Raw genomic sequence first — 26,283 nt, 5'->3', positions numbered from 1 at the left:
CCATGAACCAAGAAAGTCTGCCATGAACACCAGAAAGAAACTGGCCGCTGCGGCCGCCGGTAAAAGCAAGCAGCCGGCCCGTCCGGAGGACCAGCGGCTTCCCATCGCAAGCACTTTTGCCTACGGCTTCCAGCACGTCCTCACGATGTATGGCGGCATCATTGCCCCGCCCCTGATCATCGGCGCCGCCGCCGGAATGTCCTCGCAGGACATCGGCCTGCTGATTGCCGCCTGCCTCTTCGTGGGCGGCCTGGCCACCATCCTGCAGACCATCGGCGTCCGGTTCTTCGGCTCGCAGCTGCCACTGGTCCAGGGCGTCTCGTTCGCGGGTGTTTCAACCATGGTTGCCATCGTCCATGGCGGAGGCGGAATCCAGGCTGTCTTCGGGTCCGTCATCGCGGCGTCGCTGATCGGCTTGCTGATCACTCCCCTCTTCTCCAAGATCATCCGGTTCTTCCCGCCCGTGGTCACCGGAACGGTCATCACCACCATTGGACTTACCCTGATGCCCGTGGCGGCCAACTGGGCCATGGGCGGCAACCGGACTGCCGAGAACTACGGCAGCATGGCCAACATCGGCCTCGCGGCAGCCACCATGGCCATCGTCCTGCTCCTGAGCAAGGTGGGCAGCGCCGCGATCTCCCGGCTGTCCATCCTGCTTGCGATGGTCCTGGGCACCGCGATCGCCTTCGCCTTCGGTATGGCGGACTTCTCCAAGGTGGGCCAGGGCGAGATCGTCGCCTTCCCCACCCCGTTCGCCTTCGGTCCGCCTGTGTTCGAGATCGCCGCCATCATCTCCATGCTCATCGTCATCCTGGTGACCTTGACCGAAACCTCGGCGGACATCATCGCGGTGGGCGAGATCGTGGGCACCAAGGTGGACTCCAAGCGGATCGGCGACGGCCTGCGTGCGGACATGCTCTCCAGCGCCATCTCCCCGCTGTTCAACTCCTTCACCCAGAGCGCTTTTGCCCAGAACGTTGGTTTGGTGGCCATCACCGGCGTCAAGAGCCGCTTCGTGGTCAGCGCCGGCGGCCTGATCCTGGTGATCCTCGGCCTGCTGCCCGTCCTGGGCCGGGTGGTCGCAGCGGTGCCCACCCCCGTGCTGGGCGGCGCCGGCGTCGTGCTCTTTGGAACGGTGGCTGCGAGCGGCATCCGCACCCTCTCCAAGGTCGAGTACAAGAACAACATGAACCTGATCATCGTGGCGGCGTCCATCGGATTCGGCATGATCCCCATCGCCGCTCCGAGCTTCTACGACCAGTTCCCGTCCTGGTTCGGCACCATCTTCCACTCCGGCATCAGCTCGGCTGCCGTAATGGCGATCCTGCTGAACCTGCTGTTCAACCACCTCAAGGCGGGCAACTCGGAGAACCAGTCGGTGTTTGTTGCCGGCACCGAACGCGTGGTCCGGGAAGAGGACCTGAAATGCCTTGCCGACGGCGACCGCTTCGAAGGCGGCAAGCTCATCGACTGCGACGGCAAGGAAGTCCCCGTCCAGTCGTCCGAAAAGGCGTCAGAGCACTAACACCATGGAACGCCGACGGCGGCCCGCTTCCGGAAGAAGCAGGCCGCCGTCGGCGTCATCCTAGGAGTTTTTGTCCGGATGCAGGTTTGAAGTGCCTAAAAGCCTGCATATCTGGACAAAACTCCAGGGTTTGGATCAGTTGCGGTTGAGTTCCAGGGAGATGGCCTCGGCAGCTTCGCGGAGGACCGGTACGGCCTTGTCGGCGAAGTGCTCGTCCACCCGGGACACCGGACCCGAAACGGAAATTGCGGTGGGGGTGGGAGCGTTGGGCACGGCCATGGCGAAGCAACGGACGCCCAGTTCCTGCTCCTCCTCGTCAATGGAGTAGCCCCGTTCCCGGATGAGCTTCAGGTCGGCCAGGAGGTCATCAACGTCGCCGAGGCTCTTCGCCGTTGGGGTGGGCATCCCGGCGCGGGTGACGATGCCGCGGACGGTGTCGTCGTCCAGCTGCGCCAGGATGGCTTTGCCGACGCCGGTGGCGTGGGTATGGGCACGCCGGCCCACCTCCGTGAACATGCGCATCGAGTGCAGCGAGGGCACCTGCGCCACGTAAATCACCATGTCCGAGTCGAGCACGGCCATGTTGGAGGTCTCCCCCAGCCGGTCCACCAGCGTTTTCAGCTGTGGGCGGGCTACCGCACCAAGCTGTTTGTTGGCTCCTTCGCCCAGGCGGATGAGCCGCGGACCCAGGGCGTAGCGCCGGTTGGGCAGCTGGCGGATGTAGCCCAGCGACACCAGGGTGCGCAGCAGGCGGTGGATTGTGGGCAGCGGTAGGTCCGTGGACGAGGACAACTCGCTGAGGGTGACATCGCCGCCGGCGTCAGTGATTAGTTCCAGCAGTTCGAAGACGCGCTCAACGGATTGGACGCCACCTGCGGCTTTCTCAGCCATGTACCAGTCTCCTGTGGACTCGGATTCCGACAAGTCTTATCCGCATCGTGAAAAGAATTGCCCTAATGCTCTCAAGATACAGCACGGGCCCGGTAGACGCGATGAACGGCAAGACGGGGTTGTAATTCCACAAAGTAGATAATAATATCCATAATACGAAAACATTCGGTTTCGAGCAGAAGCCCGTCCCGGGCCTAACAGGAGGACATTCAATGGCGAACCCCAGCCCCGGAAATTCGATCACCCTGCGCGTGGAAGCACCGTCAAGCTTCAGCGCCACCAGCGAGCTCGCCGCGGCCGTCGGCGCCGCGGGCGCAGCCATCACCGCCCTGGACGTCAGCGAGTCCCACCACGAGACCCTGGTTGTCGATGTCACCTGCAACACCACCGATGACGAGCACGCCGGCAGGGTCAAAGACGCCCTCAACGCGCTCGACGGCGTGACTGTCCAGCACGTCTCGGACCGCACCTTCCTGATGCATCTGGGCGGCAAGCTCGAAGTCGTCCCCAAGGTAGCCCTGCGCAACCGCGACGACCTCTCCCGCGCCTACACTCCCGGCGTCGCACGCGTTTGCCTTGCCATCGCCGAGGACCCCGCAGCGGCCCGCAACCTGACCGTGAAGCGGAACACCATCGCCGTCCTCACCGACGGATCCGCCGTCCTGGGCCTGGGCAACATCGGCCCGGCCGCCGCCCTGCCCGTGATGGAAGGCAAAGCCGCACTGTTCAAGCAGTTCGCCAACGTGGACGCCTGGCCCGTCTGCCTCGACACCCAGGACACCGAAGAGATCATCATGATTGCCAAGGCCATGGCTCCCGTGTATGGCGGCATCAACTTGGAAGACATTGCAGCCCCGCGCTGCTTCGAGATCGAAAACCGGCTCCGCGAGGAACTGGACATCCCGGTCTTCCATGACGACCAGCACGGCACCGCCATCGTCACGCTCGCCGCCCTGGTCAACGCGCTCCGGGTTGTTGGCAAGAAGCTCGATGAGGTTCGGATTGTGGTTTCCGGAGTCGGGGCCGCGGGCTCGGCCATCATCCAGCTCCTGAAGGCCCAGGGCGCGCGGCACATCATCGCCGCCGGCCGCTCCGGCGCCATCCACTCCGGCGAGAAGTACAACGACGAACACCGCAGCTGGATTGCCGCGAACACCAACGAAGAAGGCTTCGCCGGCACCCTGCACGAGGCCCTCGTGGGTGCGGACATCTTCATCGGCGTCAGCGCCCCGCACGTGATCGGCGAAGAGCAGGTTGCCGCCATGGCAGAGAACGCCATCGTGTTCGCCATGGCCAACCCCACGCCGGAGATCGATCCCGTGATCGCTTCCCGGCACGCCGCAGTGGTGGCCACCGGCCGGAGCGACTTCCCCAACCAGATCAACAACGTGCTTGCCTTCCCCGGCTTCTTCCGGGGCCTGCTCGACGCCGGCGCATCGGACATCACTCCGGAGATGCTGGTGGCCGCCGCGGAGGCGATTGCCAACCGGGTAGCTGACGACGAGCTCAATGCCAGCTACATTATCCCCAGCGTCTTCGATCCCCATGTCGCCGCCGATGTTGCCTCAGCCGTTGCTGCCGCCGCCCACGCCGCCAACGCGGCATCAGCGGCTGCTGCAGCCAAGGACCTCGAAGCCGCCCTGGCCAGCGCCTGATTCACTGCCTGACTTCAGTACAAGGAAAGGACCAGAAATGGCCATCACTGTCACAGACCCCCGGCCCATCGAGCGCGCGGAGGAGATCCTCACCCCCAAGGCGCTGGCATTCCTGGAGGAGCTGCACACCCGTTTTGCCGGCACCCGCAACGAACTCCTGGCAGCCCGCGGCGTCAAGCGGCAGCGCGTAGCCGAGACCGGCAAGCTGGACTTCCTGCCGGAAACCCAGGACGTGCGCGACGGCGACTGGAAGGTTGCGCCCGCGCCCGCGGCGCTGCAGGACCGCCGGGTTGAGATGACCGGGCCCGCCTCGCCGGCAAAGATGGCCATCAACGCCTTGAACTCCGGCGCCAAGGTGTGGCTCGCGGACCTTGAAGATGCCAGCACACCCACCTGGGCCAACGTCATCGACGCCATCCTGAACCTCCGCGACGCCGCCCAGGGCACCCTCAGCCACACGTCGGCCGAGGGCAAGGAGTACAGGCTCCGCACCGACGCGCCGCTCGCCGTCGTGGTGGCCCGGCCCCGCGGCTGGCACATGCCGGAAAAGCACCTGCTCATCAACGGCGAACCCGCCGTCGGCGCGCTGGTGGACTTCGGCCTGCACTTCTTCCACGTGGCCAAGCAGCTGGTCCTCAACGGACAGGGACCGTACTACTACCTGCCCAAGATGGAGAGCCATCTCGAGGCCAGGCTGTGGAACGATGTCTTTGTCTTCGCGCAGGACTACCTGGGGCTTAACCAGGGCACCATCCGCGCCACCGTGCTGATCGAAACCATCCCGGCCGCATTTGAGATGGATGAGATCCTGTACGAACTGCGCGACCACGCCTCCGGGCTGAACGCCGGCCGCTGGGATTACCTGTTCAGCATCATCAAGTACTTCCGCGACGCCGGCGAGGAGTTTGTACTGCCGGACCGCGCTTCGGTTGCCATGACCGCCCCGTTCATGCGCGCCTACACCGAACTGCTCGTGAAGACCTGCCACAAGCGCGGCGCCTTCGCGATGGGCGGCATGGCGGCCGTCATCCCCAACCGCCGCCACCCGGAGGTTACCGAGGCGGCCTTCGCCAAGGTCCGCGCGGACAAGACCCGCGAGGCGAACGACGGCTTTGACGGCTCCTGGGTTGCGCACCCGGACCTGGTTCCCACCTGCCGGGAAGTCTTCGACGCCGTCCTCGGCGACAAACCGAACCAGCTGGACAAGCAGCGCCCCGAGGTTTCCGTTACGGCGGAGCAGCTGCTGGACGTGGCCTCCGCCGACGGCCAGGTCACCGAGTCGGGCCTCCGGCTGAACCTCTACGTGGCCGTCGCATACACCGCCGTGTGGTTGTCCGGGAACGGTGCCGTCGCCATCCACAACCTGATGGAGGATGCGGCCACGGCGGAAATCTCCCGCTCGCAGGTGTGGCAGCAGATCCGCAACAAGTCCGTCCTGGCTGATACCGGCAACACCGTGACCAAGGAGCTCGTGGAGCGGATCCTGGGCGAGGAGACGGAACGGCTCCGCTCCGAGGTGGGCGACGAAGCGTTCCGCCGCTACTACCAGCCGGCCAGCGGGCTGATCGGGGATATCTGCCTTTCGGACGACTACACCGATTTTCTCACCACCCCGGCCTACGAACTGGTGGGCTGAGGCATGGCGGCAACACCCCGGACCTCGCTGTCGGCGGGTGACCTGGCACACATCGACGGGCAACTTGCTGCGACGGACCGGCTGCTGGAGCGGAACTACCCGGGCGACGACGGCTCCCGCCAGCCCGTCCATACCGTGTACGTGCCCGCGGACCGTTTTACGGCCTCGTTCGCTGCTGAGTGGGGCGCCGAGGCGCTGGATACTGCTGAAGCGCACGGCGGCCTGGTGAAGCTCGGCACGCTGCTGGGCCAAGACGCCGCCCTCGCGGAAGCTGTTGCCCCGCGGGTACAAGCCAAGCTGGCGAGTGAGCCCATTGAGGACCTGCGCCTCGACTTCGAGGACGGCTTCGGGGACAGGGGCGACGACGCCGAGGACGCGGCCGCCGTTGCCGCGGTCTCCGCGGTGGCCGCCAGCGTCGCGGCCGGCTCTGCGCCGCCCTTCATCGGCATCCGCTTCAAATGCTTCGAGGCCCCCACCCGGGCCCGCGGACTGCGCACACTGGACCTGTTCGTCTCCGGCCTGGCTACCGCCGGAGAACTGCCGGACGGGCTGGTCCTGACCCTGCCCAAAGTCACCACCGTGGCGCAGGTCCAGGCCATGGACTACGCCGTGTCCCGGCTGGAGGATATCCACGGGCTGCCCGCCGGACGGCTGCGGTTCGAAGTCCAGGTGGAAACACCGCAGCTGATCCTCGGACCGGAGGGCACCTCCCCCGTGGCGCAGCTGCCGCACGCCGTCCCGGGCCGGATCAGCGGCCTGCACTACGGCACCTACGACTACTCGGCGTCGCTGCAGATTTCCGCGGAGTACCAGTCCATGGAGCACCCGGTGGCGGACTTCGCCAAAGAGGTCATGCAGCTGGCAGTTGCCGGCACGGGCATCCGGCTTTCGGACGGGTCCACCAACATCATTCCGGTGGGCGACAACGTCGAAAACGCCTGGCAGCTGCACGGCCGGCTGGTCCGGCGGTCGCTGGAACGCGGCTACTACCAGGGCTGGGACCTGCACCCGGCCCAGCTGCCCAGCAGATTCGCCGCCACCTACGCCTTTTACCGGCAGGGCCTTCCCGCGGCCGCAGCCCGCCTGCGGAACTACGTGGAGCAGACTGAAGGCGGCGTGATGGACGAGCCTGCCACGGCCCGTGCGCTGGCCGCGTTCGTGCTGCGCGGCGTCCAGTGCGGCGCCGTTGGCGCCGATGAAGTGCAGGCGCTTGCCGGCATCGGACTCCCCCAGCTCACCGGACTGGCGCACCCGCGGCTCGCCACCACCTCCAACTCCTAAGTAAGGATCTTCGCCATGGGCAAGTACTATTCCCCCACCGGTGGACTGCCGCCGCAGACCCACCTGACCACCGAGCGGGCCATCGTCACCGAGGCGTACACGGTGATCCCCAAGGGCGTTATGACGGACATCGTCACGTCCAACCTGCCGGGCTTTTCGAACACCCGCTCCTGGATCATCGCCCGCCCCATTTCGGGCTTCGCCACCACGTTCTCGCAGCTGATCGTGGAGATCGGTCCGGGCGGCGGCGCGCCCAAGGCCGAATTCGAGGCCGGAGTCGAAGGGGTCGTTTTCGTGACCCGCGGCAGGGTCAACCTGAACCTGGACGGTGAACTGCACCAGCTGGAGGAAGGCGGCTACGCCTACCTGGCCGCCGGTTCGGAGTGGGGCCTGGAGAATGTCTCCGACGACGTCGTGTCCTTCCACTGGATTCGCAAGGCCTACGAACGCCTCGAGGGGTACGAAGCCAAGTCCTTCGTCACCAACGAAAAGGACGTGGAGCCGACGGCGATGCCGGACACCAACGGCGCCTGGAAGACCACCCGCTTCACGGACTCCAACGATCTTGCCCACGACATGCAGGTGAACATCGTGACGTTCCAGCCCGGCGGCGTCATCCCGTTCCCCGAAACCCACGTCATGGAACACGGCCTGTACGTCCTGGAGGGCAAGGCCATGTACCTGCTGAACAACGACTGGGTTGAGGTTGAGGCCGGCGACTTCATGTGGCTGCGCGCCTTCTGCCCGCAGGCCTGCTACGCGGGCGGCCCGGGCGAATTCCGCTACCTGCTCTACAAGGACATGAACCGGCAGGTCCGCCTCACCTAATAACCCGCGCCATGGGGAAGCGCGAAGTGCCATGGTGGAGCGTCACCACGGCACTTCGCGCTTCAGGGGTTCAGGGGTTCAGGGGTTCAGGGGTTCAGGACCACCTTGATGCAGCCGTCTTCCTTTTTCTGGAACTTTTCGTACAGCGCCGGCGCTCCTTCAAGCCCCGAACGGTGGGTGACCAGATCCATCACACCCAGCGGATCGGCGTCGTCCTCCACCAGGGGAAGCAGGTCGTCGGTCCACCGCCGGACGTTGCACTGCCCCATCCGCACCTGGATCTGCTTGTCGAACATTGTCAGCAGGGGCATCGGGCTGGCCTGGCCGCCGTAGACCCCGCTCAGGGACACAGTCCCGCCGCGCCGGACGGCGTTGATGGATGTGTGCAGCGCTGCCAGCCGGTCCACGCCGGCCGTCTCCATCGCCTTCTGCGCCAGCTTGTCGGGCAGGAGGCCCAGTGCCTGGTGGGCGAAGCCGGCAACCGGGGACCCGTGCGCTTCCATGCCGACGGCGTCCACCACCGCGTCCGGGCCCCTTCCGGCCGTCATTTCCCGCAGCTGGTCCGCCACGTCCTTGCTGTAATCGAGCGTTTCGATTCCGTGCCGCGCCGCCATCTCGCGCCGCTCCGGCACAGGGTCCACGCCGATCACCCGCAGCCCGCGCTGCACGCCGATGCGGCCCGAGAACTGCCCCACCGGCCCCAGCCCGAAGACGGCCAGCGTGCCGCCGGCCGGGGTGTCGGCGTACTCCACGGCCTGCCAGGCCGTAGGAAGGATGTCCGAAAGGAAGAGGTAACGCTCGTCCGGCAGCTCGGTTCCCACCTTCACCGGGCCGTAATCGGCGTGGGGGACCCGCAGGTATTCGGCCTGCCCGCCCGGAACGGAACCGTACAGCTCGGAATAGCCAAAGAGGGCAGCACCGGAGCCCTTGTCCTTGACCTGGGTTGTTTCGCACTGGGACTGCAGGCCCTGCGCGCACATGTAGCAGCGGCCGCAGGCGATGTTGAACGGAACCACCACCCGGTCGCCCTTGCGGAGGTTGGTGACTGCGCTTCCCACCTCCTCCACGATGCCCATCGGTTCGTGGCCGATCACGTCGCCCTTGTGCATGTACGGCCCCAACACTTCGTACAGGTGCAGGTCCGATCCGCAGATCGCCGTGGAGGTGATCCGGACAATCGCGTCCGTGGGCTCCTGGATGACGGGATCGGGGACCTCTTCCATACTTACCGAGCGTTTTCCTTGCCATGTCAGTGCTTTCACAATTCACCTTTCCCGGAAGTTTTTCGCTGCAGCGGGGCCTCGCGCCCATCCTTCGACGCTATCGGCTCGCGGGGGAAAAAGTAAGCAACCTGACTAAAATCCTTGTTGTTCTGACTTCGTGCTCCTAGCGTAGGAAGAGCCACACCCGCAGAAATGAAAGAGGAACGTTATGTCGCTCTACCAGCCCGAACCGGTTGAAATCTCCACCCGCATGCGGCCCGGAGAATGGACGGAAGAGAGCCTGGAGCAGCTCGTGGCTACCTATCGCGAGCGGATCATGGAGATGGGGGCCAGCGCATCGGATGTGGCCACTGACATTGACCGGAGCGACGACGGCTCGGTGCGGGTGGCTGTCTCCTGGGCCAAGCCGGCCAATCAGGGTGACGAGGACTCGGTTGCCGGCGGCCAGGTCCTGTAGCACCGAACGGCGAAAAGTCCGACGACGGATGGCGCGGCAGCGGGTGCGCACCGGCGTCAGAAGCCGGTCGTCGGATTCGGGGTCAGGAGTTAGGCCAGCGAGAGCAACCGGCCGATGGCGCTTGATGTGAGGTTCTCGAGCAGGTCGCGCGGACCCTCGTAGACCTCCACCGCGCCCGCATCACGGAGTTCACCGGCGTTGACGCCACCGCAGGTAACGGCAATCGCAGGAATACCCAGCGCCGCAGCGGCCTTCATGTCCCACACCGCATCCCCCACAAAAACGGCGTCCGCCGCTTCCACGCCGATGGCCTCCAGCGCCGCCACGAGGATGTCCGGAGCAGGCTTACTGTCCTTGGCGTCATTGGCGCTGGTAGCGGCATCAATGAAGGCGTCGGCGTCCAGGGTGGCCTTCATGACCTGCAGATCCTGCTTGCGCGCGGAGGAGGCAAGGGCAACGGCGAGACCCGCCGCGTGGCACTGGGCGAGCAGGTCTTTCGCGCCGTCGAAGGTTCGCAGCGCCGGCCAGTGCGAGGCGTAAAGGGCCCCATGGCTGGCCATGATGTCAGGATCAAGGGAACGGTCCCGGCTTGCCGGCAGGAGGCTGTCCACCAGGCGGTCACCGCCCATGCCCACGAAGTGGTGGATGGATGCCATCGGGATGTCGTACCCCTGCTGGCGGAAGGCGCCCCACCAGGAGATGGTGTGGATGTATGACGAATCGATCAAGGTGCCGTCAACATCAAAAAGGATCCCCTGCCGGCGCCCGCCGTCAGGGGACCCAGCAGCCTGCAGGGCCATCAGCTGACCGCTGCCCGTTTGGCCCCTGGAGTTTTCCTGGCCAGGGCAGCCTCCTCCTTGGCCGTATTCACCGGACGTACGCGCTCCCGGATCACCGTGCCTGCGCCATCGTGGCTCTTGTCCCTGATGAGGCCCGTCCCGGCGATTTCCCGTGCCATTGCCACTCCGGCTACAGCTGCCCTTTTCGTGGGAAAGGTCACCGAGATGGCCATAAGATTCCCCGCTCCGTCCATCATCCTGATCCGGTAGCCGCCGTCAGGCGCATCCACGAGCTCAAAATACCCGGCCATTTGCAATCACTCCTCCGTCAGTCACCGCACCGTGCTTACTGGGAGCACTCCATGAGGTGTTAGTAAGTATACTTATCTATTCTGCGAAGGAGAAGTCGCACCCTTATACGCGCCGCCTCAGCGCGCTTCCGCCGTCTCCGGCGGAATGGGGGTGTCACTTCGCCGAACCGTATCCTGATGCAGCTCCAAAGCGCTAGTCACAAGCGCGAAGTGGCTGAAGGCCTGGGGTGTATTGCCCAGCTGCCGGCCTGCCCGTACGCCCCATTCCTCACTCAGCAGTCCCACGTCGTTGCGCAGCTCAAGGAGGCGTTCAAAGAGTTCCCTCGATTCCTCGCGGCGGCCCGCACCCAGCAGCGCCTCCACCAGCCAGAACGAACAGGCCAGGAAGACGCCCTCATCACCAGGCAGGCCGTCGTCGCTTACGTCGGGGCGGTAACGGAGCACAAACCCGTCCTCGGTCAGCTCCCGCTGGATGGCTTCAATGGTTCCGATGACGCGGGGATCATCAGCCGGCAGGAACCCCACCCGGGGTATCAGGAGCAGGCTGGCGTCGAGCTCCGGCCGGCCGTAGGACTGGACGAACGTGTTGCGGCGGGGGTCGAAGCCGTTGGTCATCACGTCGCGGTGGATGGTGTCCCGCAGCTTCTCCCAGCGCTCCGCCGGCCCGGGCAGTCCCGATTCGCGGACACCCTTCACCATGCGGTCCGCTGCAACCCAGGCCATCACCTTGGAGTGGGTGAAGTGGCGGCGGGGTCCGCGCATTTCCCAGAGCCCGTTGTCAGGCTGGTCCCAGATGGTCTCCAGATGCTCCATCAGTGCCACCTGGACGTCCCAGGCCTCATCCGAGTGCTTCAGCAGTGAGTTCCGCGTCAACGCCAGGCAGTCGAGCACCTCCCCCCACACATCGAGCTGGAGCTGTTCGGCGGCGCCGTTGCCGATGCGCACCGGGGACGAGTTTTCGTAACCCTTCAGCCAGGGCAGCTCCATCTCGGGCAGGCGGCGTTCGCCATGGATCCCGTACATGATCTGCAGGTCCGCGGGGTCGCCGGCCACGGCCCGCAACAGCCAGTCCCGCCAGGCGGCGGCTTCTGCGGTGTAACCGGCAGCCAGCAGCGCCTGGAGCGTCATGGTCGCATCGCGCAGCCAGCAGTACCGGTAGTCCCAGTTGCGGGGGCCACCCAACTGTTCGGGCAGCGAGGTGGTCACTGCCGCCACGATCCCTCCGGTCGGGGCATAGGTCAGGGCCTTCAGCGTCACCAGGGAACGGGCCACGGCATCCTTGTAAGGGCCCTCCACCGTGCACTGCGAGGCCCAGCCGCGCCAGAACGCAAAGGTGGTGCCCAGCACTTCCTCGGCGTCGACAGTATGCGGCCGCCCAACATGGCTGGGCGCCCACGTTAGGACAAAGGGGACCCGCTCCCCAGCGTTGACGGTGAAGTCGCTGACGCTGTGCATGTTTTCGCCGTGAAGCGGGGCCGGGGTGACAAAGTAGACCGCGTCCGGGCCGGCGATGGCATGCAGGCCGTATCCGTCCCGGCGCACCCAGGGGATGATGTGGCCGTAGTCGAAGCGGAGGGTCAGCTCACCGTGCATCCTCACGCTGCCGCTGACGCCTTCGACGATGCGGACAATGTCCGCCACCGAGTCCCGGGGCGGCATGAAGTCAATGACCCGCACGCTGCCTTCGGGGGTGTCCCATTCCGTTTCGAGAATAAGGGTGCCGTCCCGGTAGCCCCGGCGGGTACAGGAGCCCCCGCTTGCAGGCGCCAGGAGCCAGCGACCTGCTTCAGGCGTGTCCAGCAGCGCGTTGAAACAGGCGGGAGAATCGAACCGGGGAAGGCAGAGCCAGTCGATGGAGCCTTCCTTGTTGATCAACGCCCCGGTATGGAGGTCACCTACAACTGCATAGTCTTCAATTCGCGCCATGCCCTTACCCTGCCACAGCCAGCTCCGAAGTGGACCGGGCACAGGGGTGTAGCCTTCATATCGACGGCAGCAGGCACCGGAGGCACTCATGGCAATCCATATCGGCACCTCCGGATGGAGCTACAACCACTGGGAGAACGTCCTCTACCCACCCAAGCTGCCGGTCAAGGACCGCCTCCAGCACTACGTGGCCCGGTTCCGAACCGTCGAACTCAATGCCAGCTTCTACCGCTGGCCCCGGGACACAACATTTGCCGGGTGGAACCAGCGGCTGCCGCCCGGCTTCAGCATGTCCGTCAAGGCCCCCCGGGGCCTGACCCACGCCCGAAAACTGTATGAGCCCGAGGTGTGGCTGGAGCGCATTACGCGGTGCTGGCACGAGCTCGGCGATAAACGGGCGGTCCTCCTGGTCCAGTTGCCGCCCGGCATGGAGCGGGACGATGCCCGGCTGGGCTACTTCCTGGCCGCGGTCCCGGACTGGATCCGTGTCTGTGTGGAGTTCCGCCACCCCAGCTGGGACAGCCCGGAAGTGTTCGCCCTGCTCGAACGGCACCAGGCAGCCTACTGCATCATGAGCGGCGCCAATCTGCCCTGCATCCTGCGCACCACCGCCCCCTTTACCTATGTCCGGCTGCACGGGCCGGACCACGAGCACCTATACGCCGGCTCCTATTCCGATGCTGACCTGCACTGGTGGGCGGAACGCATCCGCGAGTGGTCCGGCAGCGGCCTGGACGTTTACGCCTACTTCAATAACGACGGCGATGGCCACGCCGTGCGGAACGCCGAGACCCTGCGCGGGATCCTGGGAGAAGGCTGACGTCATACACCTCCCCGGAGACCAGCGTTACCCTCTCCCGGCGCCGCCCTGTGGCAGAGTGGAACCATGGACACGGCTCCGAACAATTCGTCACAGAAAACAGCGCACACTCCGGTCCGGGACGTGCTCTCGGGAAACCAGGTGTTCCGGCTGGCGCACCTGATCTCGGACACCGTTAATTCGGCGCGGATCCGGCTGGCCAAGCGCTGGAACTTTGTTCCCCAGACCATCGCGTACCAGGGCTACGGCTCCACCAGCCTCGTGCGCGTGCTGGGACGGGTCCTGCTCACGCAAAAGCCCCTGCCGGGGAGCAAAGCGGAACACGCGGCGCAGAACGGCAACCAGAACGTCCGCGGCTGGCGCGCCTTCACCAGCGTGCCGCTGCAGTTTACCGACGTCGAGATCACCATCGGCGATGTTGTCACCCACGTCAAAGCGGACCGTGGCGGATTGATCGATACTGAGGTGGACGTCGAGCTTTCACCGGGCTGGCACACCGCCGTCCTCCGCGCGGAAGGCACGGAGCCCGTCGAGGCCAAGATCCGGGTGATTGCACCGGATGTAAAGTTCGGCATCGTCTCGGATATCGATGACACCGTGATGGTGACGGCCCTGCCCCGGCCCTTCCTTGCCCTCTGGAACACGTTTGTGCTGAGCGAACGGGCGCGCATGGCCACGCCGGGCATGGCGGTGCTGCTGGACCGGCTCACCGTCGAACACCCGGATGCGCCGGTGATCTACCTGTCCACGGGGCCCTGGAACGCGGCGCCCACGCTGGCCCGTTTCCTCAACCGCAATATGTATCCGTCCGGCGCCCTGCTGCTGACCGACTGGGGCCTGACGCAGGACCGCTGGTTCCGCAGCGGCCAGGCACACAAACGGCAAAACCTGGACCGGCTGGCCAAGGAGTTCCCGGACATGCGCTGGCTCCTGGTGGGCGACAACGGCCAGCACGATGAGGCAATCTACTCAAGCTTTGCCCAGGACAACCCCGACAAGGTTGCAGCCATCGCCATCCGGCAACTCTCCGTCAGCGAGTCCGTGTTCGCAGGCGGCCACTCGGAGGACGGCGACCACACCACGTCCAGGGTGCCCTGGATCTATTCGCCGGACGGTGCCGGCATAGCCAAGCAGCTCGCCACGCTGGACCTTCTCTAGCCCCCGGTCCGGAACCGCGCGTCCTGGCCAACCCGCGCGGCCCGGCCCCAAGCTCTACCAGCCGCAAACGCCCTAAGCGCTGGCACCCAAAGGTGCCACGCCGTCGTCGGGCGCTTCGGTTTCAAGGACCTCAGGCGCTGCTGCCTGTGCGATGGCCGCACCCGCGGCGTTGACAAGGTCGCGCTCCTCGATGAGTTCCTGGTACCAGAAGTAGGAGGCCTTGGGCGTCCGCTCCAGGGTCTCGAAGTCCACATGGAGCAGCCCGAAGGGTTGGTTGTAGCCGGCCGACCACTCGAAGTTGTCCAGGAGGGACCAGACGTAGTAGCCGCGCAAATCGATCGACTCAGCGTCACCCCCCGGAGCGGTGGCCCGCAGTGCGGCCTCAAGATGGTCCGACAGGTACTTCAGGCGGCGCTCGTCCGGAATGAACCGGGTGTTGGTCGATTTGTCCCGGACGATGATGTCCTCGAAGCTGGCCCCGCCCTCGGTGAGGATGACGGGCGGCAGGTTGGGGTACCGTTCGGCCATTTCCTTGAGGGCGACTCCCATGTACTCCGGTTTCACCGGCCAGCCGTAGGACGTGATGTCTGCCTCCGGCCAGGTTTCCACGTGGAAGGGGGTTCCACCGCTGCCCGCCGCGCTGAGGTCGCTGCCCATGGCCTCGGCCATGCTTGCCGGCACTGCGCCTGCGCCGGGCCCGACAGCCACCTTGGTGGGCATGTAGTAGTTGAGCCCGTAGAAATCGAGCGGCTGGGAGATGAGCTCCATGTCCTCGGCGGGGTGGTCGAAGGCGCTGAAGAACTTGGCGGCCCGGATCAGGTCCGGATATTTTCCGGTCAGCACGGGGTCCGCATAGAGACGGTTCTGGGCCAGGTCCATCAGGCCTGCGCTGATGTAGTCCAGCGGGTTGATGGAGTTCGGGACCATCGGCGAGTACACGTTGGTCATGCCGATTTCCCCCGGGACGTTCGCGGCACGCAGGGCCTGCACGGCCAGGCCATGGCCCAGCAGTTGGTGATGGACTGTGGGAAAGGCGTTCAGGACGAGCTCCTTCCCGGGCGAGTGCAGGCCGAGCGAATACCCGTTGGTGCTCACGGTGGCGGGCTCATTGATGGTGACCCACCGGGCTACCCTGTCGCCGAACTTTTCGGCGAGGATGGCGGCGTACTCCCCCAGGCGGTAGGCGGTGTCGCGGTTCATCCAGCCGCCGGCCTCGTCCAGGGCGAGCGGAGTGTCCCAATGGTAGATCGTGGCCATGGGTGAGATTCCGTTGGCGAGGAGTTCATCCAGCAGCCGGTCGTAAAAGGCCAGGCCGGCGCGGTTTACGGCGCCGCTGCCCGTGGGCTGGATGCGTGGCCAGGCGAACGAGAAGCGGTACGAATCCACACCGAGCTGCTTCATGAGCGCCACGTCCTGGGGCATGCGGTGGTAATGGTCACACGCTACGGCCGGGCTGTGGTCCTCGACGATGGCGCCGGGCTTGCGGGAAAACACGTCCCAGCCCGCAGGTCCGCGGCCGTCCTCATCCAGCGCGCCTTCGATCTGGAAGGCTGCGGTGGCCACTCCGAGGGTGAACCCCGGCGGGATGAGTGCTGCGAGGTCCCTGGCGGTAATGTGCATTGATTCAACCCTTACTGATGAACAGGACGGTACCTGCGGAGTCCTACAACTTCCGCGAGGTCAGGACCATATCCTCGCACGATTCCCAGGGTGCCGGTGAGCGTGCTGCTAGGGTCTGGGAATGGATGAAAAACTGGGGAAGTTCATCGACGACTTTGCCGATCTGGTGCAGCTGGCACAGGCCAGCAGCCACAGGCGCCAGGCCGGGGTGCAGCTGCTGGATACGCTGACCGGGCACCTGGGCCTGACTGCCGAAGACCTTGCGGTGGTGGAGGAACAGATTCCGCCCCACCGGTTCGTTGATGCGGACATCGTCATGGCCGGGCTCGCGGCCCTGGACCCGGAAAGCAGGCTGGTGGGGGTCGGCGGCGGCGGCCAGCGGCACCACCAGTCGTTGAGCGACATGCTTCAGCAATCACAGGCCTTCCCGCAGTTCCCGCTGGCCCAGCCGGACTACGTCAACCTGGCTGTGGGGCCGGACAGCCAGCGCCAGGCGGTGGGTTTCGGGGTGCGGCTTTTCACGTACGACGGCGGGCGGCTGGCCGTTCTGCAACGGGCGGCGGATCCCCGGTCCGGGCGGCAAACCGCTTCCCTTGAGGTGGCGCCCGAGAACGCCGAAACGGGTGCTGCGTTCCTGGCCGAGTACCGGCGCCGGATGGACAGCCAGAGTGTTCTCAAGGGCCAGGTCATTTCCCTGACGATGGGTGAGTTCGGGCCCAGCAGCGGCGGGGTGACCTTCCATCACCGGCCGCAGCTGCAGGAGCAGGAAGTCATTCTTCCGCCTGGCCTCCTGCACAAGGTGGCGGGCCACGCCGTCGGCATTGCCGCCCACAGCGAGTCCCTGAAGCGCCATGGACAGCACCTCAAACGGGGCGTCCTGCTGTACGGCCCTCCCGGAACAGGCAAAACACACACCGTCCGCTATCTGCTCGGCCAAAGCGTGGGCACCACAGCCATCCTCCTCAGCGGCGGTTCGCTCGCCCGGATCGCGGAGGCGGCACGGATGGCCCGAGCCTTGCAGCCCTCGATGGTAGTGCTCGAGGACTGCGACCTCATCGCCGAGGACCGGAGTTTCGGCCACGGGCCGCAGCCGCTGCTCTTTGAAGTCCTGGATGCCATGGACGGCCTGGATAATGACGCGGACGTCGCATTTGTGCTCACCACCAACCGGCCGGACATGCTGGAGCGCGCGCTGGCACAGCGGCCCGGCCGGGTGGACATTGCCGTGGAGATCCCGTTGCCTGCGCTCCAGGAACGGATTGAGCTCCTTCGCCTCTACGGCCGGCAGGCCGGTTTCAGTCCCCACGCCGTGGCTGCCGCCGCCGAGCGTACCCAGGGAACCACGGCCTCCTTCGCCCGCGAACTGGTGCGGCGGGCCGTGGTAGCCGCAGCCCTCGAGGACGTGCCGGTGTCTGATTCCCACCTGGCAACGGCGGCGGAAGAACTGCTGGGCGACGCCGAATCCCTGACCCGGAGCCTGCTGGGCAGCGGCGCCGCAGGAATCGTCTAACTGAGGTGCCTGCGCATAAGGCTTCCCGGGATTACTGGTCGCCGAACAGGAACTCCTTTGCGTGCGCCACGGCCTTGCGGAAGGCATCGTTCCGCAACGTGACCAGGTGCTCCGTTTCGCCATCGGCCGGTTCGAGGTAGCCGGTGTAGCCCGGCCGCAGCACCCAAATGTCCCCCGCGGGCGGAAGATAGAACACGCCGAAGGACCGTTGCTGCCTCTCGTCGTTCGTCCATACCGGTACCACGGCCAGCGCCGCACCGGTTGTCGGGTTGATCCACTGGGCACGTGGAACGGGCTCCTCATGCGCCTCCGGATCCAAAAACGGAGCGGTGCCCTGGCCCCACCGTTGTTCGAAGCGCTCGTGGAATGCAGGCATCAGGTGTGAATCGTAGCGGCGCCAATCGCTCATACAGTTCTCCGCCTCTCGAAGTGGTTCCCGGGTTGGACCGCGGGGGTTTGCTACGGCATGACAGGTGCCCTGGCAGCTAGGCCCAGGGGCCGCTTTCCCAGCGCACGGGTGTGATTCGTATGATGTTCCCGCGCGGGCCGGCCGCGTGCCGGACCTTGCGGACCGGGATGTCCGTCCCCGTTTGGGATGCCGGTGCTGCACGGACTGCCGGCTGCGCCTTCACCTCGCGGTCATACGCTGCCCGCCGGGTTGGATCGCGCAGGACGGCGAAGGCCTGCATAATCCGCAGCAGTTCCGCCTCAGGTGGCGTTCCTCCACCAGACCCGGTCTTCTGCACCCCGCCCTGCGCTCCCTCCTGCACCGCCGAGGCGGCCCTTCCGCCTTCCATGTCCGGGTGATGGTTGCGCATCAGGGCACGGTAGGCGCGTGAGATCTGCTGCCGCGTGGCGTCATGCGGGATATGCAGGGCGGCGTAGTAATCCGGGGTTTGGCTCATGTCAGTCTTCCGGTTCCAGCTGCAGTTCCGAATGCGGGCCGCACAGGGCAACCAGGGGTTGCCCTGTGCCGCCACCACTGGCCTAGGTTCCGATCTGTTGCATCTGGCCCTGCTGCTGCGTCTCGATTTCGATCTTGCGCGGCTTGGCCTTTTCCGCCACGGGGATCCGCAGCGTCAGGACGCCTTGGTCGTAACTGGCCTTGATGTTGTCCGTGTTCAGGGTGTCGCCCAGGATCAATTGGCGGCTGAAGACGCCGCGTGGACGCTCGGAGGCAACCAGCTCAACATTGGGCTGGGTGGGGTCCTGGCGTTCCGCCCGGACCGTAAGGACGTTGCGCTCAACGTTCAGGTCCAGCGAATCGAGCTTGACGCCCGGAAGATCGAAGGCCACCACGAACTCACCGTCCTCCTGCCAGGCATCCATGGGCATGGCGGCCGGGCGGGCGGCGGTTCCAAAGACCTGCTGCGTGAGCCGGTCCAGCTCACGGAACGGGTCCGTACGCATCAACATCATTTCCCACTCCTTCAGCTTGTCAGATGTTGGATCGATGCAATATCCGCTCCCATGATCTATGGTGTTGGATATAGATTTTTTATAGCACCCGTGGGAAACTGAAGCAAGACTCCCCCACAATTTTTGGAGAACTGATGGCAGGGCAGGAAACAGGAGGGGCGCGAATGCCCGCAAAGGGACGCGCACTGTATGCCATCTCCGTGGCGGCGGAGCTGGCAGGGACCGGCCAGCAGAACATCCGGCTCTATGAGACGCGGGGCCTGCTCACGCCGTCGCGTACTTCCGGCGGCACACGGCAGTACAGCGATGCGGACATTGCGGTGCTGCTGCGGATCGGCGAACTCCTGGAACAGGGCCTGAACCTGGCCGGCGTTGCCAAGGTGCTGGAGCTGGAGGAAGCCAACGTCAAGCTCCACCGGGCCCTCAAGCGGGCCCGGTCCCGGCCGCCCGCCTGAGCCCCCCGGTGTGAAAAGGTACGACGGCGGCCAGCCGCCTCGGCGCCCCGTCCGACTCACTGGCACCCGCACTCCGGCCTCAATGGAACGCCTTGTTCGGCCTCTTGGAGTTCAGTCCCGCGGTGCGTCCGCCTTCGACAGTTCGCCGGTGATCCGCTCGCCTGGAACCCTCACCGTCCGCCAAGTATCAAGGGCGATTACTCCGCCCAGGATCACCAAGGACAGCGATAGCGATGCCAGGGCATCGCTGAGCCAGTGGTATCCCAGGTACAAACGGCTGATGGCCGCCAGCACAATGCCGATGCCTGCCCCGATGAACCCGAACACGGCAGCCCGCCGATTGCTTCGCCGGGAGTAAATCAAAAAGGCACCAACCAACAGGAAGTCACAGGCTCCCAGGACATGCCCGGACGGGAACGAAAAGGTGTGGTCAATGCCGAAGAGCATCTGGTCCACCGGGGGACGGGAGCGCCGCACAATCTGGAGGATGATCTGGGAAATGATGACGCCCGTGAGCATCGCGGAGGCCAGCAGAATGGGGCGCCAGGCGTGCTTTGCCGCGAAGCCCCAGGCGGCAACGACCACCAGGACGATGATGGGGAGGGCAACCGGACCGAAGACCACAGCCAGGAAGATCATGACGACTGTGAGGGTCTGTGACCTCAGCCCGAGCAGCCAGTCGCGCACAGGCCCGTCAGCGGCGGAGAGGCCATCAGCCTGCACTACGCTGATCAAGGTGGCGATGAAAAGCGCCACCCCGAGCGCCACCAGAACGATCGACGCCCGGTACAGGCCCCGCCGGTCGTCCGGCTCCACATAGCGCTCCTCCACGACGAATTTGTCGTGGAAGACCCGCCATTTGCTGGCCCTTTTACCGGTAGCCCCGGAACCTGCTGACCCCTGCTGTGCCACTGCGTGCCCGTCCCTAGATGGAGATTTGCCTAGGGTGAAGATTATCCCGGTTGCCCGGCCTTGGTGCGGTATCGGTTCCGTGCCTTTCCATCAGGGATCCGGCGGCGCCCGAACTGTCGTACTCCGGCGGTAGCCTGACTGCATGGGCGTGATGAACGAACTGATTGATCCTCCGGGCATAGGCACGCTCACGCGTATCTTGATGGAAAGTGCGCCCACGGTGGAGTGGAAGCAAACTGCTGCCACCGCATCCCTGCTGGGTGACCTGAACTTACGTGCACGGACCGACCTGGTGGCCGGTGCCCTTGTGGCCGACATCAGCACGGGTCCGGTCCCGGGATATACGACGGCGTCCGCCAGCTTCCGTGCGGCACTTGCAGTTCCGGAATTCACCGGCTGGGTCCTCTGGCCGGTTTCGGAGGCGGCCGTTACACTCGCGCTCGCCTCGGATGCAGCGGAGGACTTCGACGACTGCCTGGGCCTGCTCGCCGAACTGACGCCACGGCTCACCGGGGAGTTCGCCGTCCGGCGTCTCCTTGCCAGGAATACGGACCGGGCACTGGCAGCAATCCTGACGTGGACAGCACACCCTAATGAGCACGTTCGCCGCCTGGCGAGCGAGGGCACACGTCCGTACCTCCCGTGGGCGGTGCGCGTGCCAGCCCTCGTCCGGCGGCCCGAAGCCACCCTGCCCATCCTCACAGCCCTCTACCGCGACCCGTCCGAGTATGTACGGCGTTCTGTAGCCAACCACCTTAACGATCTCGCCCGCCACGCGCCTGATGCTGTTGTGGACACAGCCCGGCACTGGCTCACGGCGGCAGACCGCAACACGGGCCGGGTGGTCCGCCACGGCCTCCGCACCCTCATAAAGAAGGGGCATCCGGGCGCGCTGGCGCTGCTTGGCTTCACGCCGGCGACGGTGGCCGTTTCCGGGCCGCGCCTTGACCAGGAAATCCTCACGGTGCCTGGAGAGTTGACGTTCGCCTTCGAGATTTCCAATACCGGCACCCAGGATGTCCGCCTGGCTGTGGACTACCTGGTCCACTACCGCAAGGCCAATGGCAGCCAGTCGGCGAAGGTCTTCAAAATCTCAACCCTGACCCTGGCGCCGGGCGAGAGCAGGAGCATCTCCAAGCGCCACGCGTTCAGGCAGATGACTACCAGGGTGCATCATCCGGGACTGCACGCGTTGGAGCTCCAGATCAACGGTGCCGCACATGGGCGCACCGAATTCACGCTAGAAGGACTACCCCCGAAAAGCAAAGAGTGATTTGACTCACATGCAACTCTGCCGTAGCATGCTTGTTAGCGCTAACAAGCATGCATGGGCTTCTGGACTGCAGGCCCGGCTGGCTCGACCACCGATTCTGCCGGACCCGCAGTTCCACTCGTGTCCGTAGCCCTCTCGGGCATCAACACCAGGTACTCCTGGCGGCTTTATCCGCCGGCAAGCGCAGATGCTTGCGGGCCCAGCACCACTTCGCGGACCAACCTCCGCGAAAGGAGAAAATCATGAGAATTAGGAAACTCCTGGGCGCCGTTGCCGTCGCCCTGGCAGTCACTGTCGGTGCGACAGGTTGCGGCTCCCGAGGCGCAGCCACTGAGGCAGGGGCCTCTGCCAATCCCAGTGAATCTCTTGTGGGCATCTCAATGCCCACCCAGACTTCCGAACGCTGGATTGCTGATGGCGGAAACGTCGAGAAGTCCTTGAAGGACCTGGGGTACAAGACTGATCTTCAGTTCGCCAATGATGACATTCCCACCCAGGTCTCCCAGATTGAGAACATGCTGACCAAGGGCGCCAAGGCCCTCATTATTGCTGCTATCGACGGCACTACCTTGACGGACGTCCTGGTCAAAGCCAAAGAGCAGAACGTCAAGGTCATCGCTTACGACCGGCTGATCAACGGTTCCCCGAACGTTGATTACTACACCACCTTCGACAACTACACGGTGGGCGTGCAGCAGGCAACGTCCCTGCTGACCGGGCTCGGCCTGGTGGATGCCGGCGGCAACAAGGTGGAGGGTAAGGGCCCCTTCAACGTCGAGCTTTTTGCCGGCAGCCCGGATGACAACAACGCCAACTTCTTTTGGACTGGCGCCATGGACACGCTGAAGCCTTACCTGGACGCCGGAACTCTGAAGGTGCCCAGCGGCCAGACAAAGTTCGAGCAGGCAGCCATCCTGCGCTGGCAGGCTCCCGTGGCCCAGAAGCGCATGGAGGACATCCTCACCGCCGCCTACAGCTCAGGCACCAAACTGGACGGAGTGCTCTCCCCATATGACGGCCTCTCCATCGGCATCATTTCCGCATTGACCAGCACGGGCGGCTACGCCAAGGGAACCCTTCCAGTCGTGACCGGTCAGGATGCCGAAAAAGGCTCGGTCAAGTCCATCATCGCCGGCGAGCAGTACTCCACCATCTTCAAGGACACCCGCCAGCTGGGCTCTCAGGCCGTAAAGATGGTCGATTCGGTGCTGAAGGGCCAGGAGCCGGAAGTGAACGACACCAAGACCTACGACAACAAGGTCAAGGTGGTACCGGCATATCTGCTTGAGTCCGTGATCATCACCAAGGACAACTACAAGAAGGAACTCCTGGAGTCCGGCTATTACTCGGACGCCGACGTCAAGTAACAACCCCGCAGGGCGGTGGCCGGGCCCTTTCGGCCCGGCCACACCCTTCCCCCAGCACCTGCAGCAGCAGGTTGCCAGCTTCCAACCAGTCAGTGGGAATTGACGATGAACACACCCATTCTTCAAATGCGAGGAATCACCAAGACCTTCCCAGGGGTCAAGGCCCTGCAGGATGTCACGCTGGATGTTAACCGCGGTGAAGTGCATGCCATCTGCGGAGAGAACGGCGCCGGGAAATCGACCCTGATGAAAGTCCTCTCCGGCGTCTACCCTGACAATTCGTTCGACGGGCAAATCCTCTTCGAAAACGAGGCGTGCAACTTCTCAGGCATCAACGACAGTGAAAAGCGCGGCATCGTGATCATCCACCAGGAGCTTGCCCTCAGCCCCTACCTCTCGATCGCCGAAAACATCTACCTCGGCAATGAGCAGGCCAGAAACGGCTGGGTGGATTGGCGCAAAACCAACCTGGAAGCGGCAAAGCTGCTGGCCAGGGTGGGCCTGGCCGAAAATCCGGTCACGCCGGTCCAGCACATAAGCGTCGGCAAGCAGCAGTTGGTGGAAATCGCCAAAGCGCTGTCGAAGGAAGTTAAGCTTCTCATCCTGGATGAGCCCACAGCAGCCCTCAACGATGAGGACTCAGGCCACCTCCTGGACCTGATCCTGCACCTTAAAGGCCAGGGAATCACCAGTATCATCATCAGCCACAAACTCAACGAGATCCGAAAGGTCGCTGACGCCGTCACCATCATTCGCGACGGCAGGACGATCGAGACTCTTCGGCTCGACCAAGGCCAGATCACCCAGGAACGCATTATCCGCGGAATGGTTGGGCGTGACCTGGACAGCCTCTACCCGGAACGGACTCCCGAGATCGGCGAGGAAGTGCTGCGCATCGAAGACTGGTCGGTCCAGCACCCCCAGGACCACACGCGCATGGTGGTGTCCAACGCCAACCTCACCGTGCGCAAGGGCGAAGTGGTGGGCTTGGCTGGCCTAATGGGCGCGGGCAGGACGGAACTCGCCATGAGCGTCTTCGGCCGGTCCTACGGGCGTGCGGTGTCCGGCAAAGTCTTCAAGCATGGCCGGGAAATCAACACCGCCACCGTGCCCGACGCGATCAGGCACGGGATTGCCTATGCCACCGAGGACCGTAAACACTACGGCCTGAACCTCATTGAAGACATCAAACGCAACATTTCGATGGCGGCCCTGGGAAAGCTGGCAAAACGCGGCTGGGTGGACAAAAACGAAGAAACAGCCGTGGCCAACCGCTACCGCGCAAGCATGAACATCAAGGCTCCATCCGTTGCTGCCATCACAGGCAAGCTCTCGGGAGGAAACCAACAAAAAGTGGTGCTGAGTAAATGGATGTTTTCCGATCCTGACGTGCTGATCCTCGACGAACCCACCCGGGGCATCGACGTGGGGGCCAAGTTCGAGATCTATACGATCATTGCCAGCCTGGCCGCTGAAGGAAAAGCAGTCATCGTTATTTCCTCGGAACTCCCCGAACTCCTGGGCATCTGCGACCGGATCTACACCTTGTCAGCGGGCCACATTACCGGTGAGGTCCCAATTGCCGAGGCCTCCCAGGAAACTCTCATGCACTACATGACCAAAGAAAAGGAATAGCATGTCCGCCCTACGAGAATCCCTCGGCTTCCTGACAAGCCGCCTCCGCCAGGTTGGCATCTTCGTCGCCCTGATCCTGATCGTTATCCTTTTTCAGGTCCTGACCGACGGAATCCTGCTCCAGCCCCAGAACGTGACCAACCTTGTGGTTCAGAACAGCTACATCCTCATCCTGGCGATAGGCATGGTGATGGTCATCATCGCCGGGCACATTGACCTCTCCGTCGGCTCCGTCGCCGGTTTCATCGGCGCAGTCGCCGGGGTCATGATGGTCCAGTGGGGATGGGCATGGTGGCTGGCTATCCCCGCCTGCCTGCTGGTGGGCGCCCTGGTGGGAGCCTGGCAAGGGTACTGGATCGCCTATGTCGGCATCCCGGCATTCATCGTCACGCTCGCCGGCATGCTGATCTTCCGCGGGCTGACACTGATTACCCTGAAGAACCAGCAGATCACCCCGTTTCCCGACGAACTGCGCGCGCTGGGCGGCGGCTTCCTGCCCGACATCACCGGCGGCACTTCCGTCCTGGAATGGCTGACCGTCATCCTCGGCGTCGGTGGCACTGCCGCGATCCTCTTTCAGTCCTTGAAGGAACGCCGGATCCGCAAGAGGTTCAACCTCGAGAACGAGCCCTTAACCTGGTTCGCCATCAAAACGGCGTTCATCGCGCTGCTCATGCTCGTCATCACGTTCCTGCTTGCGAGCTACCGCGGCACCCCCATCGTGTTGATCGTTCTCGCCGTGCTCGTCATCGCTTACTCCGCGCTGATGAACAACAGCATCTTCGGCCGGCACATCTACGCCATCGGCGGTAACCTCCACGCCGCCGAACTTTCCGGCATCAGGACCAAAGCAGTCACCTTCCGGCTCTTCGTCAACATGGGCGTACTGGCCGCACTAGCAGGACTGGTCTTCACTGCCCGCCTGAACTCCGCCCAACCTGCCGGCGGCACCGGGTTTGAACTGGATTCGATCGCGGCAGCCTTCATCGGCGGAGCGGCAGTCCAAGGAGGCATTGGCACGGTGGCGGGGGCCCTGATCGGAGGCCTGATCATGGGTGTGCTGAACAACGGCATGTCCATCCTGGGACTCGGGACGGACTACCAGCAGCTCATCAAGGGACTCGTCCTCCTGCTCGCCGTGGGCTTCGATATCTTCAACAAAAACCGCACCGGCGGTGGCACCGGCATCAGTAACCGCTTCAAGAGGAAGCCAGTACCGCCGGCTGCCGGCGAATCGGCCCAGCCCCGGGAGAAGGCGCCGGACCAACCCCTCCCGGTTCCGGCAAGCACTTCAGACAAGATCTGACCAAGAGTCATGCCCGTCGCACCAGGTGAAAACTGGGAGGACCTGCGGGGCCACTGGGTGGAACTCCGCTCTGGCGGCCGGGTCCTGCGGACCGGCGAGGTGGAGGACGTTACAGCGGACTCGTCAGCTCTCTGGCTTAGCCCCAACGGTGTCGACGGCCGACAGTTGATAGCCAAGACAGACGGTTATGAGCTTGTCCCGATCGACTACTGAGAAGGCCCCTTGGGGACACAACCCTGAAAAGGAGGCCGACGGCGGCTGCTACCAGCTGCCGTCGGCCTCCTTTTGGTTTC

Annotated in this window: 25 protein-coding genes; 15 read left to right on the top strand and 10 right to left on the bottom strand. The window is 64.6% G+C overall.

Annotated elements, in window-relative coordinates; genetic code table 11:
• Nucleotides 1–22: 22 nt before the first annotated feature.
• A complete protein-coding gene (locus AC5RV1_RS07150; RefSeq protein ID WP_256249879.1) occupies nt 23–1,528 on the top strand; it encodes a nucleobase:cation symporter-2 family protein in 1,506 nt (501 codons plus the stop codon).
• Between the two features lie 135 nt (nt 1,529–1,663).
• On the opposite strand, the gene AC5RV1_RS07145 is transcribed toward AC5RV1_RS07150, so the two are convergent.
• On the bottom strand, nt 1,664–2,419 hold the full coding sequence (locus AC5RV1_RS07145) for an IclR family transcriptional regulator (protein ID WP_493947719.1): 756 nt from the start codon (nt 2,417–2,419) through the stop codon (nt 1,664–1,666).
• 212 nt (nt 2,420–2,631) lie between these two features.
• On the opposite strand from AC5RV1_RS07145, the gene AC5RV1_RS07140 reads away from it, so the two are divergent.
• Genes AC5RV1_RS07140 through AC5RV1_RS07125 form a run of 4 tightly spaced genes read left to right on the top strand, consistent with a single transcriptional unit; the run spans nt 2,632 to nt 7,819 of the window.
• A complete protein-coding gene (locus tag AC5RV1_RS07140) occupies nt 2,632–4,074 on the top strand; it encodes an NAD-dependent malic enzyme (RefSeq protein ID WP_493947720.1) in 1,443 nt (480 codons plus the stop codon).
• A 37-nt stretch (nt 4,075–4,111) separates the two neighbouring features.
• Nucleotides 4,112–5,710, top strand: coding sequence for a malate synthase A (aceB, locus tag AC5RV1_RS07135; protein ID WP_493994019.1), 1,599 nt, complete (start codon nt 4,112–4,114; stop codon nt 5,708–5,710).
• A 3-nt stretch (nt 5,711–5,713) separates the two neighbouring features.
• A complete protein-coding gene (locus AC5RV1_RS07130) occupies nt 5,714–6,991 on the top strand; it encodes a DUF6986 family protein (protein ID WP_493994018.1) in 1,278 nt (425 codons plus the stop codon).
• Nucleotides 6,992–7,006: 15 nt separating this feature from the next.
• Complete coding sequence (locus tag AC5RV1_RS07125; RefSeq protein WP_493994017.1) at nt 7,007–7,819, top strand: bifunctional allantoicase/(S)-ureidoglycine aminohydrolase; 813 nt, start codon at nt 7,007–7,009, stop codon at nt 7,817–7,819.
• 86 nt (nt 7,820–7,905) lie between these two features.
• Here AC5RV1_RS07125 and AC5RV1_RS07120 read toward each other — a convergent pair whose 3' ends face one another.
• Complete coding sequence (locus AC5RV1_RS07120) at nt 7,906–9,081, bottom strand: zinc-dependent alcohol dehydrogenase (RefSeq protein WP_493994016.1); 1,176 nt, start codon at nt 9,079–9,081, stop codon at nt 7,906–7,908.
• 169 nt (nt 9,082–9,250) lie between these two features.
• Here AC5RV1_RS07120 and AC5RV1_RS07115 point away from each other — a divergent pair, with 169 nt between their 5' ends.
• Complete coding sequence (locus AC5RV1_RS07115; RefSeq protein WP_493947725.1) at nt 9,251–9,499, top strand: hypothetical protein; 249 nt, start codon at nt 9,251–9,253, stop codon at nt 9,497–9,499.
• A gap of 89 nt (nt 9,500–9,588) precedes the next feature.
• On the opposite strand, the gene AC5RV1_RS07110 is transcribed toward AC5RV1_RS07115, so the two are convergent.
• From AC5RV1_RS07110 to AC5RV1_RS07100, 3 genes are all read right to left on the bottom strand, one after another.
• Nucleotides 9,589–10,299 carry an HAD family hydrolase gene (locus tag AC5RV1_RS07110; RefSeq protein ID WP_493994015.1) on the bottom strand — a complete coding sequence of 237 codons (711 nt, stop codon included), beginning with the start codon at nt 10,297–10,299 and terminating at the stop codon, nt 9,589–9,591.
• The gene (locus AC5RV1_RS07105) at nt 10,299–10,589 is read right to left on the bottom strand and encodes a hypothetical protein (RefSeq protein WP_493947727.1); all 291 of its coding nucleotides are present in this window, start codon (nt 10,587–10,589) and stop codon (nt 10,299–10,301) included. Before AC5RV1_RS07105 ends, AC5RV1_RS07110 begins: the two co-directional genes overlap by 1 nt.
• A gap of 117 nt (nt 10,590–10,706) precedes the next feature.
• Nucleotides 10,707–12,515, bottom strand: coding sequence for a glycoside hydrolase family 15 protein (locus AC5RV1_RS07100; RefSeq protein ID WP_493994014.1), 1,809 nt, complete (start codon nt 12,513–12,515; stop codon nt 10,707–10,709).
• A gap of 88 nt (nt 12,516–12,603) precedes the next feature.
• Here AC5RV1_RS07100 and AC5RV1_RS07095 point away from each other — a divergent pair, with 88 nt between their 5' ends.
• A complete protein-coding gene (locus tag AC5RV1_RS07095) occupies nt 12,604–13,335 on the top strand; it encodes a DUF72 domain-containing protein (protein ID WP_493947729.1) in 732 nt (243 codons plus the stop codon).
• Nucleotides 13,336–13,401: 66 nt separating this feature from the next.
• Complete coding sequence (locus AC5RV1_RS07090) at nt 13,402–14,493, top strand: App1 family protein phosphatidate phosphatase (RefSeq protein WP_493947730.1); 1,092 nt, start codon at nt 13,402–13,404, stop codon at nt 14,491–14,493.
• A gap of 72 nt (nt 14,494–14,565) precedes the next feature.
• On the opposite strand, the gene AC5RV1_RS07085 is transcribed toward AC5RV1_RS07090, so the two are convergent.
• The gene (locus AC5RV1_RS07085; RefSeq protein WP_493947731.1) at nt 14,566–16,113 is read right to left on the bottom strand and encodes a GH1 family beta-glucosidase; all 1,548 of its coding nucleotides are present in this window, start codon (nt 16,111–16,113) and stop codon (nt 14,566–14,568) included.
• A gap of 121 nt (nt 16,114–16,234) precedes the next feature.
• Here AC5RV1_RS07085 and AC5RV1_RS07080 point away from each other — a divergent pair, with 121 nt between their 5' ends.
• The gene (locus AC5RV1_RS07080) at nt 16,235–17,623 is read left to right on the top strand and encodes an AAA family ATPase (RefSeq protein WP_493994013.1); all 1,389 of its coding nucleotides are present in this window, start codon (nt 16,235–16,237) and stop codon (nt 17,621–17,623) included.
• Nucleotides 17,624–17,654: 31 nt separating this feature from the next.
• Here AC5RV1_RS07080 and AC5RV1_RS07075 read toward each other — a convergent pair whose 3' ends face one another.
• The 3 genes from AC5RV1_RS07075 to AC5RV1_RS07065 all read right to left on the bottom strand — a co-directional run bounded on the left by AC5RV1_RS07075 (nt 17,655) and on the right by AC5RV1_RS07065 (nt 19,039).
• A complete protein-coding gene (locus tag AC5RV1_RS07075) occupies nt 17,655–18,032 on the bottom strand; it encodes a hypothetical protein (RefSeq protein WP_493947733.1) in 378 nt (125 codons plus the stop codon).
• 76 nt (nt 18,033–18,108) lie between these two features.
• Complete coding sequence (locus AC5RV1_RS07070; protein WP_493994012.1) at nt 18,109–18,528, bottom strand: J domain-containing protein; 420 nt, start codon at nt 18,526–18,528, stop codon at nt 18,109–18,111.
• An 82-nt stretch (nt 18,529–18,610) separates the two neighbouring features.
• Nucleotides 18,611–19,039: an Hsp20/alpha crystallin family protein gene (locus AC5RV1_RS07065; protein WP_163166360.1), complete on the bottom strand. Its 429-nt coding sequence runs from the start codon at nt 19,037–19,039 to the stop codon at nt 18,611–18,613.
• 167 nt (nt 19,040–19,206) lie between these two features.
• Between AC5RV1_RS07065 and AC5RV1_RS07060 the strand changes: the two genes are divergently transcribed.
• Nucleotides 19,207–19,497, top strand: a complete 291-nt coding sequence (locus AC5RV1_RS07060; RefSeq protein ID WP_493947735.1) for a MerR family transcriptional regulator — start codon at nt 19,207–19,209, stop codon at nt 19,495–19,497.
• A 111-nt stretch (nt 19,498–19,608) separates the two neighbouring features.
• Here the strand turns inward: AC5RV1_RS07060 and AC5RV1_RS07055 are convergent, their stop codons facing one another.
• Nucleotides 19,609–20,409, bottom strand: a complete 801-nt coding sequence (locus AC5RV1_RS07055) for a phosphatase PAP2 family protein (RefSeq protein ID WP_493994011.1) — start codon at nt 20,407–20,409, stop codon at nt 19,609–19,611.
• Between the two features lie 142 nt (nt 20,410–20,551).
• Between AC5RV1_RS07055 and AC5RV1_RS07050 the strand changes: the two genes are divergently transcribed.
• The 5 genes from AC5RV1_RS07050 to AC5RV1_RS07030 all read left to right on the top strand — a co-directional run bounded on the left by AC5RV1_RS07050 (nt 20,552) and on the right by AC5RV1_RS07030 (nt 26,203).
• Nucleotides 20,552–21,682, top strand: coding sequence for a DNA alkylation repair protein (locus AC5RV1_RS07050; protein WP_493994010.1), 1,131 nt, complete (start codon nt 20,552–20,554; stop codon nt 21,680–21,682).
• 242 nt (nt 21,683–21,924) lie between these two features.
• A complete protein-coding gene (chvE, locus tag AC5RV1_RS07045; RefSeq protein WP_493947738.1) occupies nt 21,925–23,049 on the top strand; it encodes a multiple monosaccharide ABC transporter substrate-binding protein in 1,125 nt (374 codons plus the stop codon).
• A gap of 105 nt (nt 23,050–23,154) precedes the next feature.
• Complete coding sequence (gene mmsA, locus AC5RV1_RS07040; protein ID WP_493994009.1) at nt 23,155–24,684, top strand: multiple monosaccharide ABC transporter ATP-binding protein; 1,530 nt, start codon at nt 23,155–23,157, stop codon at nt 24,682–24,684.
• Between the two features lies 1 nt (nt 24,685).
• A complete protein-coding gene (gene mmsB, locus AC5RV1_RS07035) occupies nt 24,686–25,990 on the top strand; it encodes a multiple monosaccharide ABC transporter permease (protein WP_493994008.1) in 1,305 nt (434 codons plus the stop codon).
• 9 nt (nt 25,991–25,999) lie between these two features.
• Nucleotides 26,000–26,203 carry a hypothetical protein gene (locus AC5RV1_RS07030; protein ID WP_493947741.1) on the top strand — a complete coding sequence of 68 codons (204 nt, stop codon included), beginning with the start codon at nt 26,000–26,002 and terminating at the stop codon, nt 26,201–26,203.
• The last annotated feature ends 80 nt before the right edge of the window (nt 26,204–26,283 follow it).

The organism is Arthrobacter sp. Hb9-2, assembly GCF_059091165.1.
This window is presented reverse-complemented; position numbering and strand designations above follow the sequence as displayed.

What these genes read in the sequence shown, in the direction of transcription:
- AC5RV1_RS07150 (WP_256249879.1), top strand. Translation starts at nt 23, where the DNA reads ATGAACACCAGAAAGAAACTGGCCGCTGCGGCCGCCGGTAAAAGCAAG.
- AC5RV1_RS07145 (WP_493947719.1), bottom strand. Translation starts at nt 2,419, where the DNA reads ATGGCTGAGAAAGCCGCAGGTGGCGTCCAATCCGTTGAGCGCGTCTTC.
- AC5RV1_RS07140 (WP_493947720.1), top strand. Translation starts at nt 2,632, where the DNA reads ATGGCGAACCCCAGCCCCGGAAATTCGATCACCCTGCGCGTGGAAGCA.
- aceB (WP_493994019.1), top strand. Translation starts at nt 4,112, where the DNA reads ATGGCCATCACTGTCACAGACCCCCGGCCCATCGAGCGCGCGGAGGAG.
- AC5RV1_RS07130 (WP_493994018.1), top strand. Translation starts at nt 5,714, where the DNA reads ATGGCGGCAACACCCCGGACCTCGCTGTCGGCGGGTGACCTGGCACAC.
- AC5RV1_RS07125 (WP_493994017.1), top strand. Translation starts at nt 7,007, where the DNA reads ATGGGCAAGTACTATTCCCCCACCGGTGGACTGCCGCCGCAGACCCAC.
- AC5RV1_RS07115 (WP_493947725.1), top strand. Translation starts at nt 9,251, where the DNA reads ATGTCGCTCTACCAGCCCGAACCGGTTGAAATCTCCACCCGCATGCGG.
- AC5RV1_RS07110 (WP_493994015.1), bottom strand. Translation starts at nt 10,299, where the DNA reads ATGGCCCTGCAGGCTGCTGGGTCCCCTGACGGCGGGCGCCGGCAGGGG.
- AC5RV1_RS07105 (WP_493947727.1), bottom strand. Translation starts at nt 10,589, where the DNA reads ATGGCCGGGTATTTTGAGCTCGTGGATGCGCCTGACGGCGGCTACCGG.
- AC5RV1_RS07100 (WP_493994014.1), bottom strand. Translation starts at nt 12,515, where the DNA reads ATGGCGCGAATTGAAGACTATGCAGTTGTAGGTGACCTCCATACCGGG.
- AC5RV1_RS07095 (WP_493947729.1), top strand. Translation starts at nt 12,604, where the DNA reads ATGGCAATCCATATCGGCACCTCCGGATGGAGCTACAACCACTGGGAG.
- AC5RV1_RS07090 (WP_493947730.1), top strand. Translation starts at nt 13,402, where the DNA reads ATGGACACGGCTCCGAACAATTCGTCACAGAAAACAGCGCACACTCCG.
- AC5RV1_RS07085 (WP_493947731.1), bottom strand. Translation starts at nt 16,113, where the DNA reads ATGCACATTACCGCCAGGGACCTCGCAGCACTCATCCCGCCGGGGTTC.
- AC5RV1_RS07080 (WP_493994013.1), top strand. Translation starts at nt 16,235, where the DNA reads ATGGATGAAAAACTGGGGAAGTTCATCGACGACTTTGCCGATCTGGTG.
- AC5RV1_RS07075 (WP_493947733.1), bottom strand. Translation starts at nt 18,032, where the DNA reads ATGAGCGATTGGCGCCGCTACGATTCACACCTGATGCCTGCATTCCAC.
- AC5RV1_RS07070 (WP_493994012.1), bottom strand. Translation starts at nt 18,528, where the DNA reads ATGAGCCAAACCCCGGATTACTACGCCGCCCTGCATATCCCGCATGAC.
- AC5RV1_RS07065 (WP_163166360.1), bottom strand. Translation starts at nt 19,039, where the DNA reads ATGTTGATGCGTACGGACCCGTTCCGTGAGCTGGACCGGCTCACGCAG.
- AC5RV1_RS07060 (WP_493947735.1), top strand. Translation starts at nt 19,207, where the DNA reads ATGCCCGCAAAGGGACGCGCACTGTATGCCATCTCCGTGGCGGCGGAG.
- AC5RV1_RS07050 (WP_493994010.1), top strand. Translation starts at nt 20,552, where the DNA reads ATGGGCGTGATGAACGAACTGATTGATCCTCCGGGCATAGGCACGCTC.
- chvE (WP_493947738.1), top strand. Translation starts at nt 21,925, where the DNA reads ATGAGAATTAGGAAACTCCTGGGCGCCGTTGCCGTCGCCCTGGCAGTC.
- mmsA (WP_493994009.1), top strand. Translation starts at nt 23,155, where the DNA reads ATGAACACACCCATTCTTCAAATGCGAGGAATCACCAAGACCTTCCCA.
- mmsB (WP_493994008.1), top strand. Translation starts at nt 24,686, where the DNA reads ATGTCCGCCCTACGAGAATCCCTCGGCTTCCTGACAAGCCGCCTCCGC.
- AC5RV1_RS07030 (WP_493947741.1), top strand. Translation starts at nt 26,000, where the DNA reads ATGCCCGTCGCACCAGGTGAAAACTGGGAGGACCTGCGGGGCCACTGG.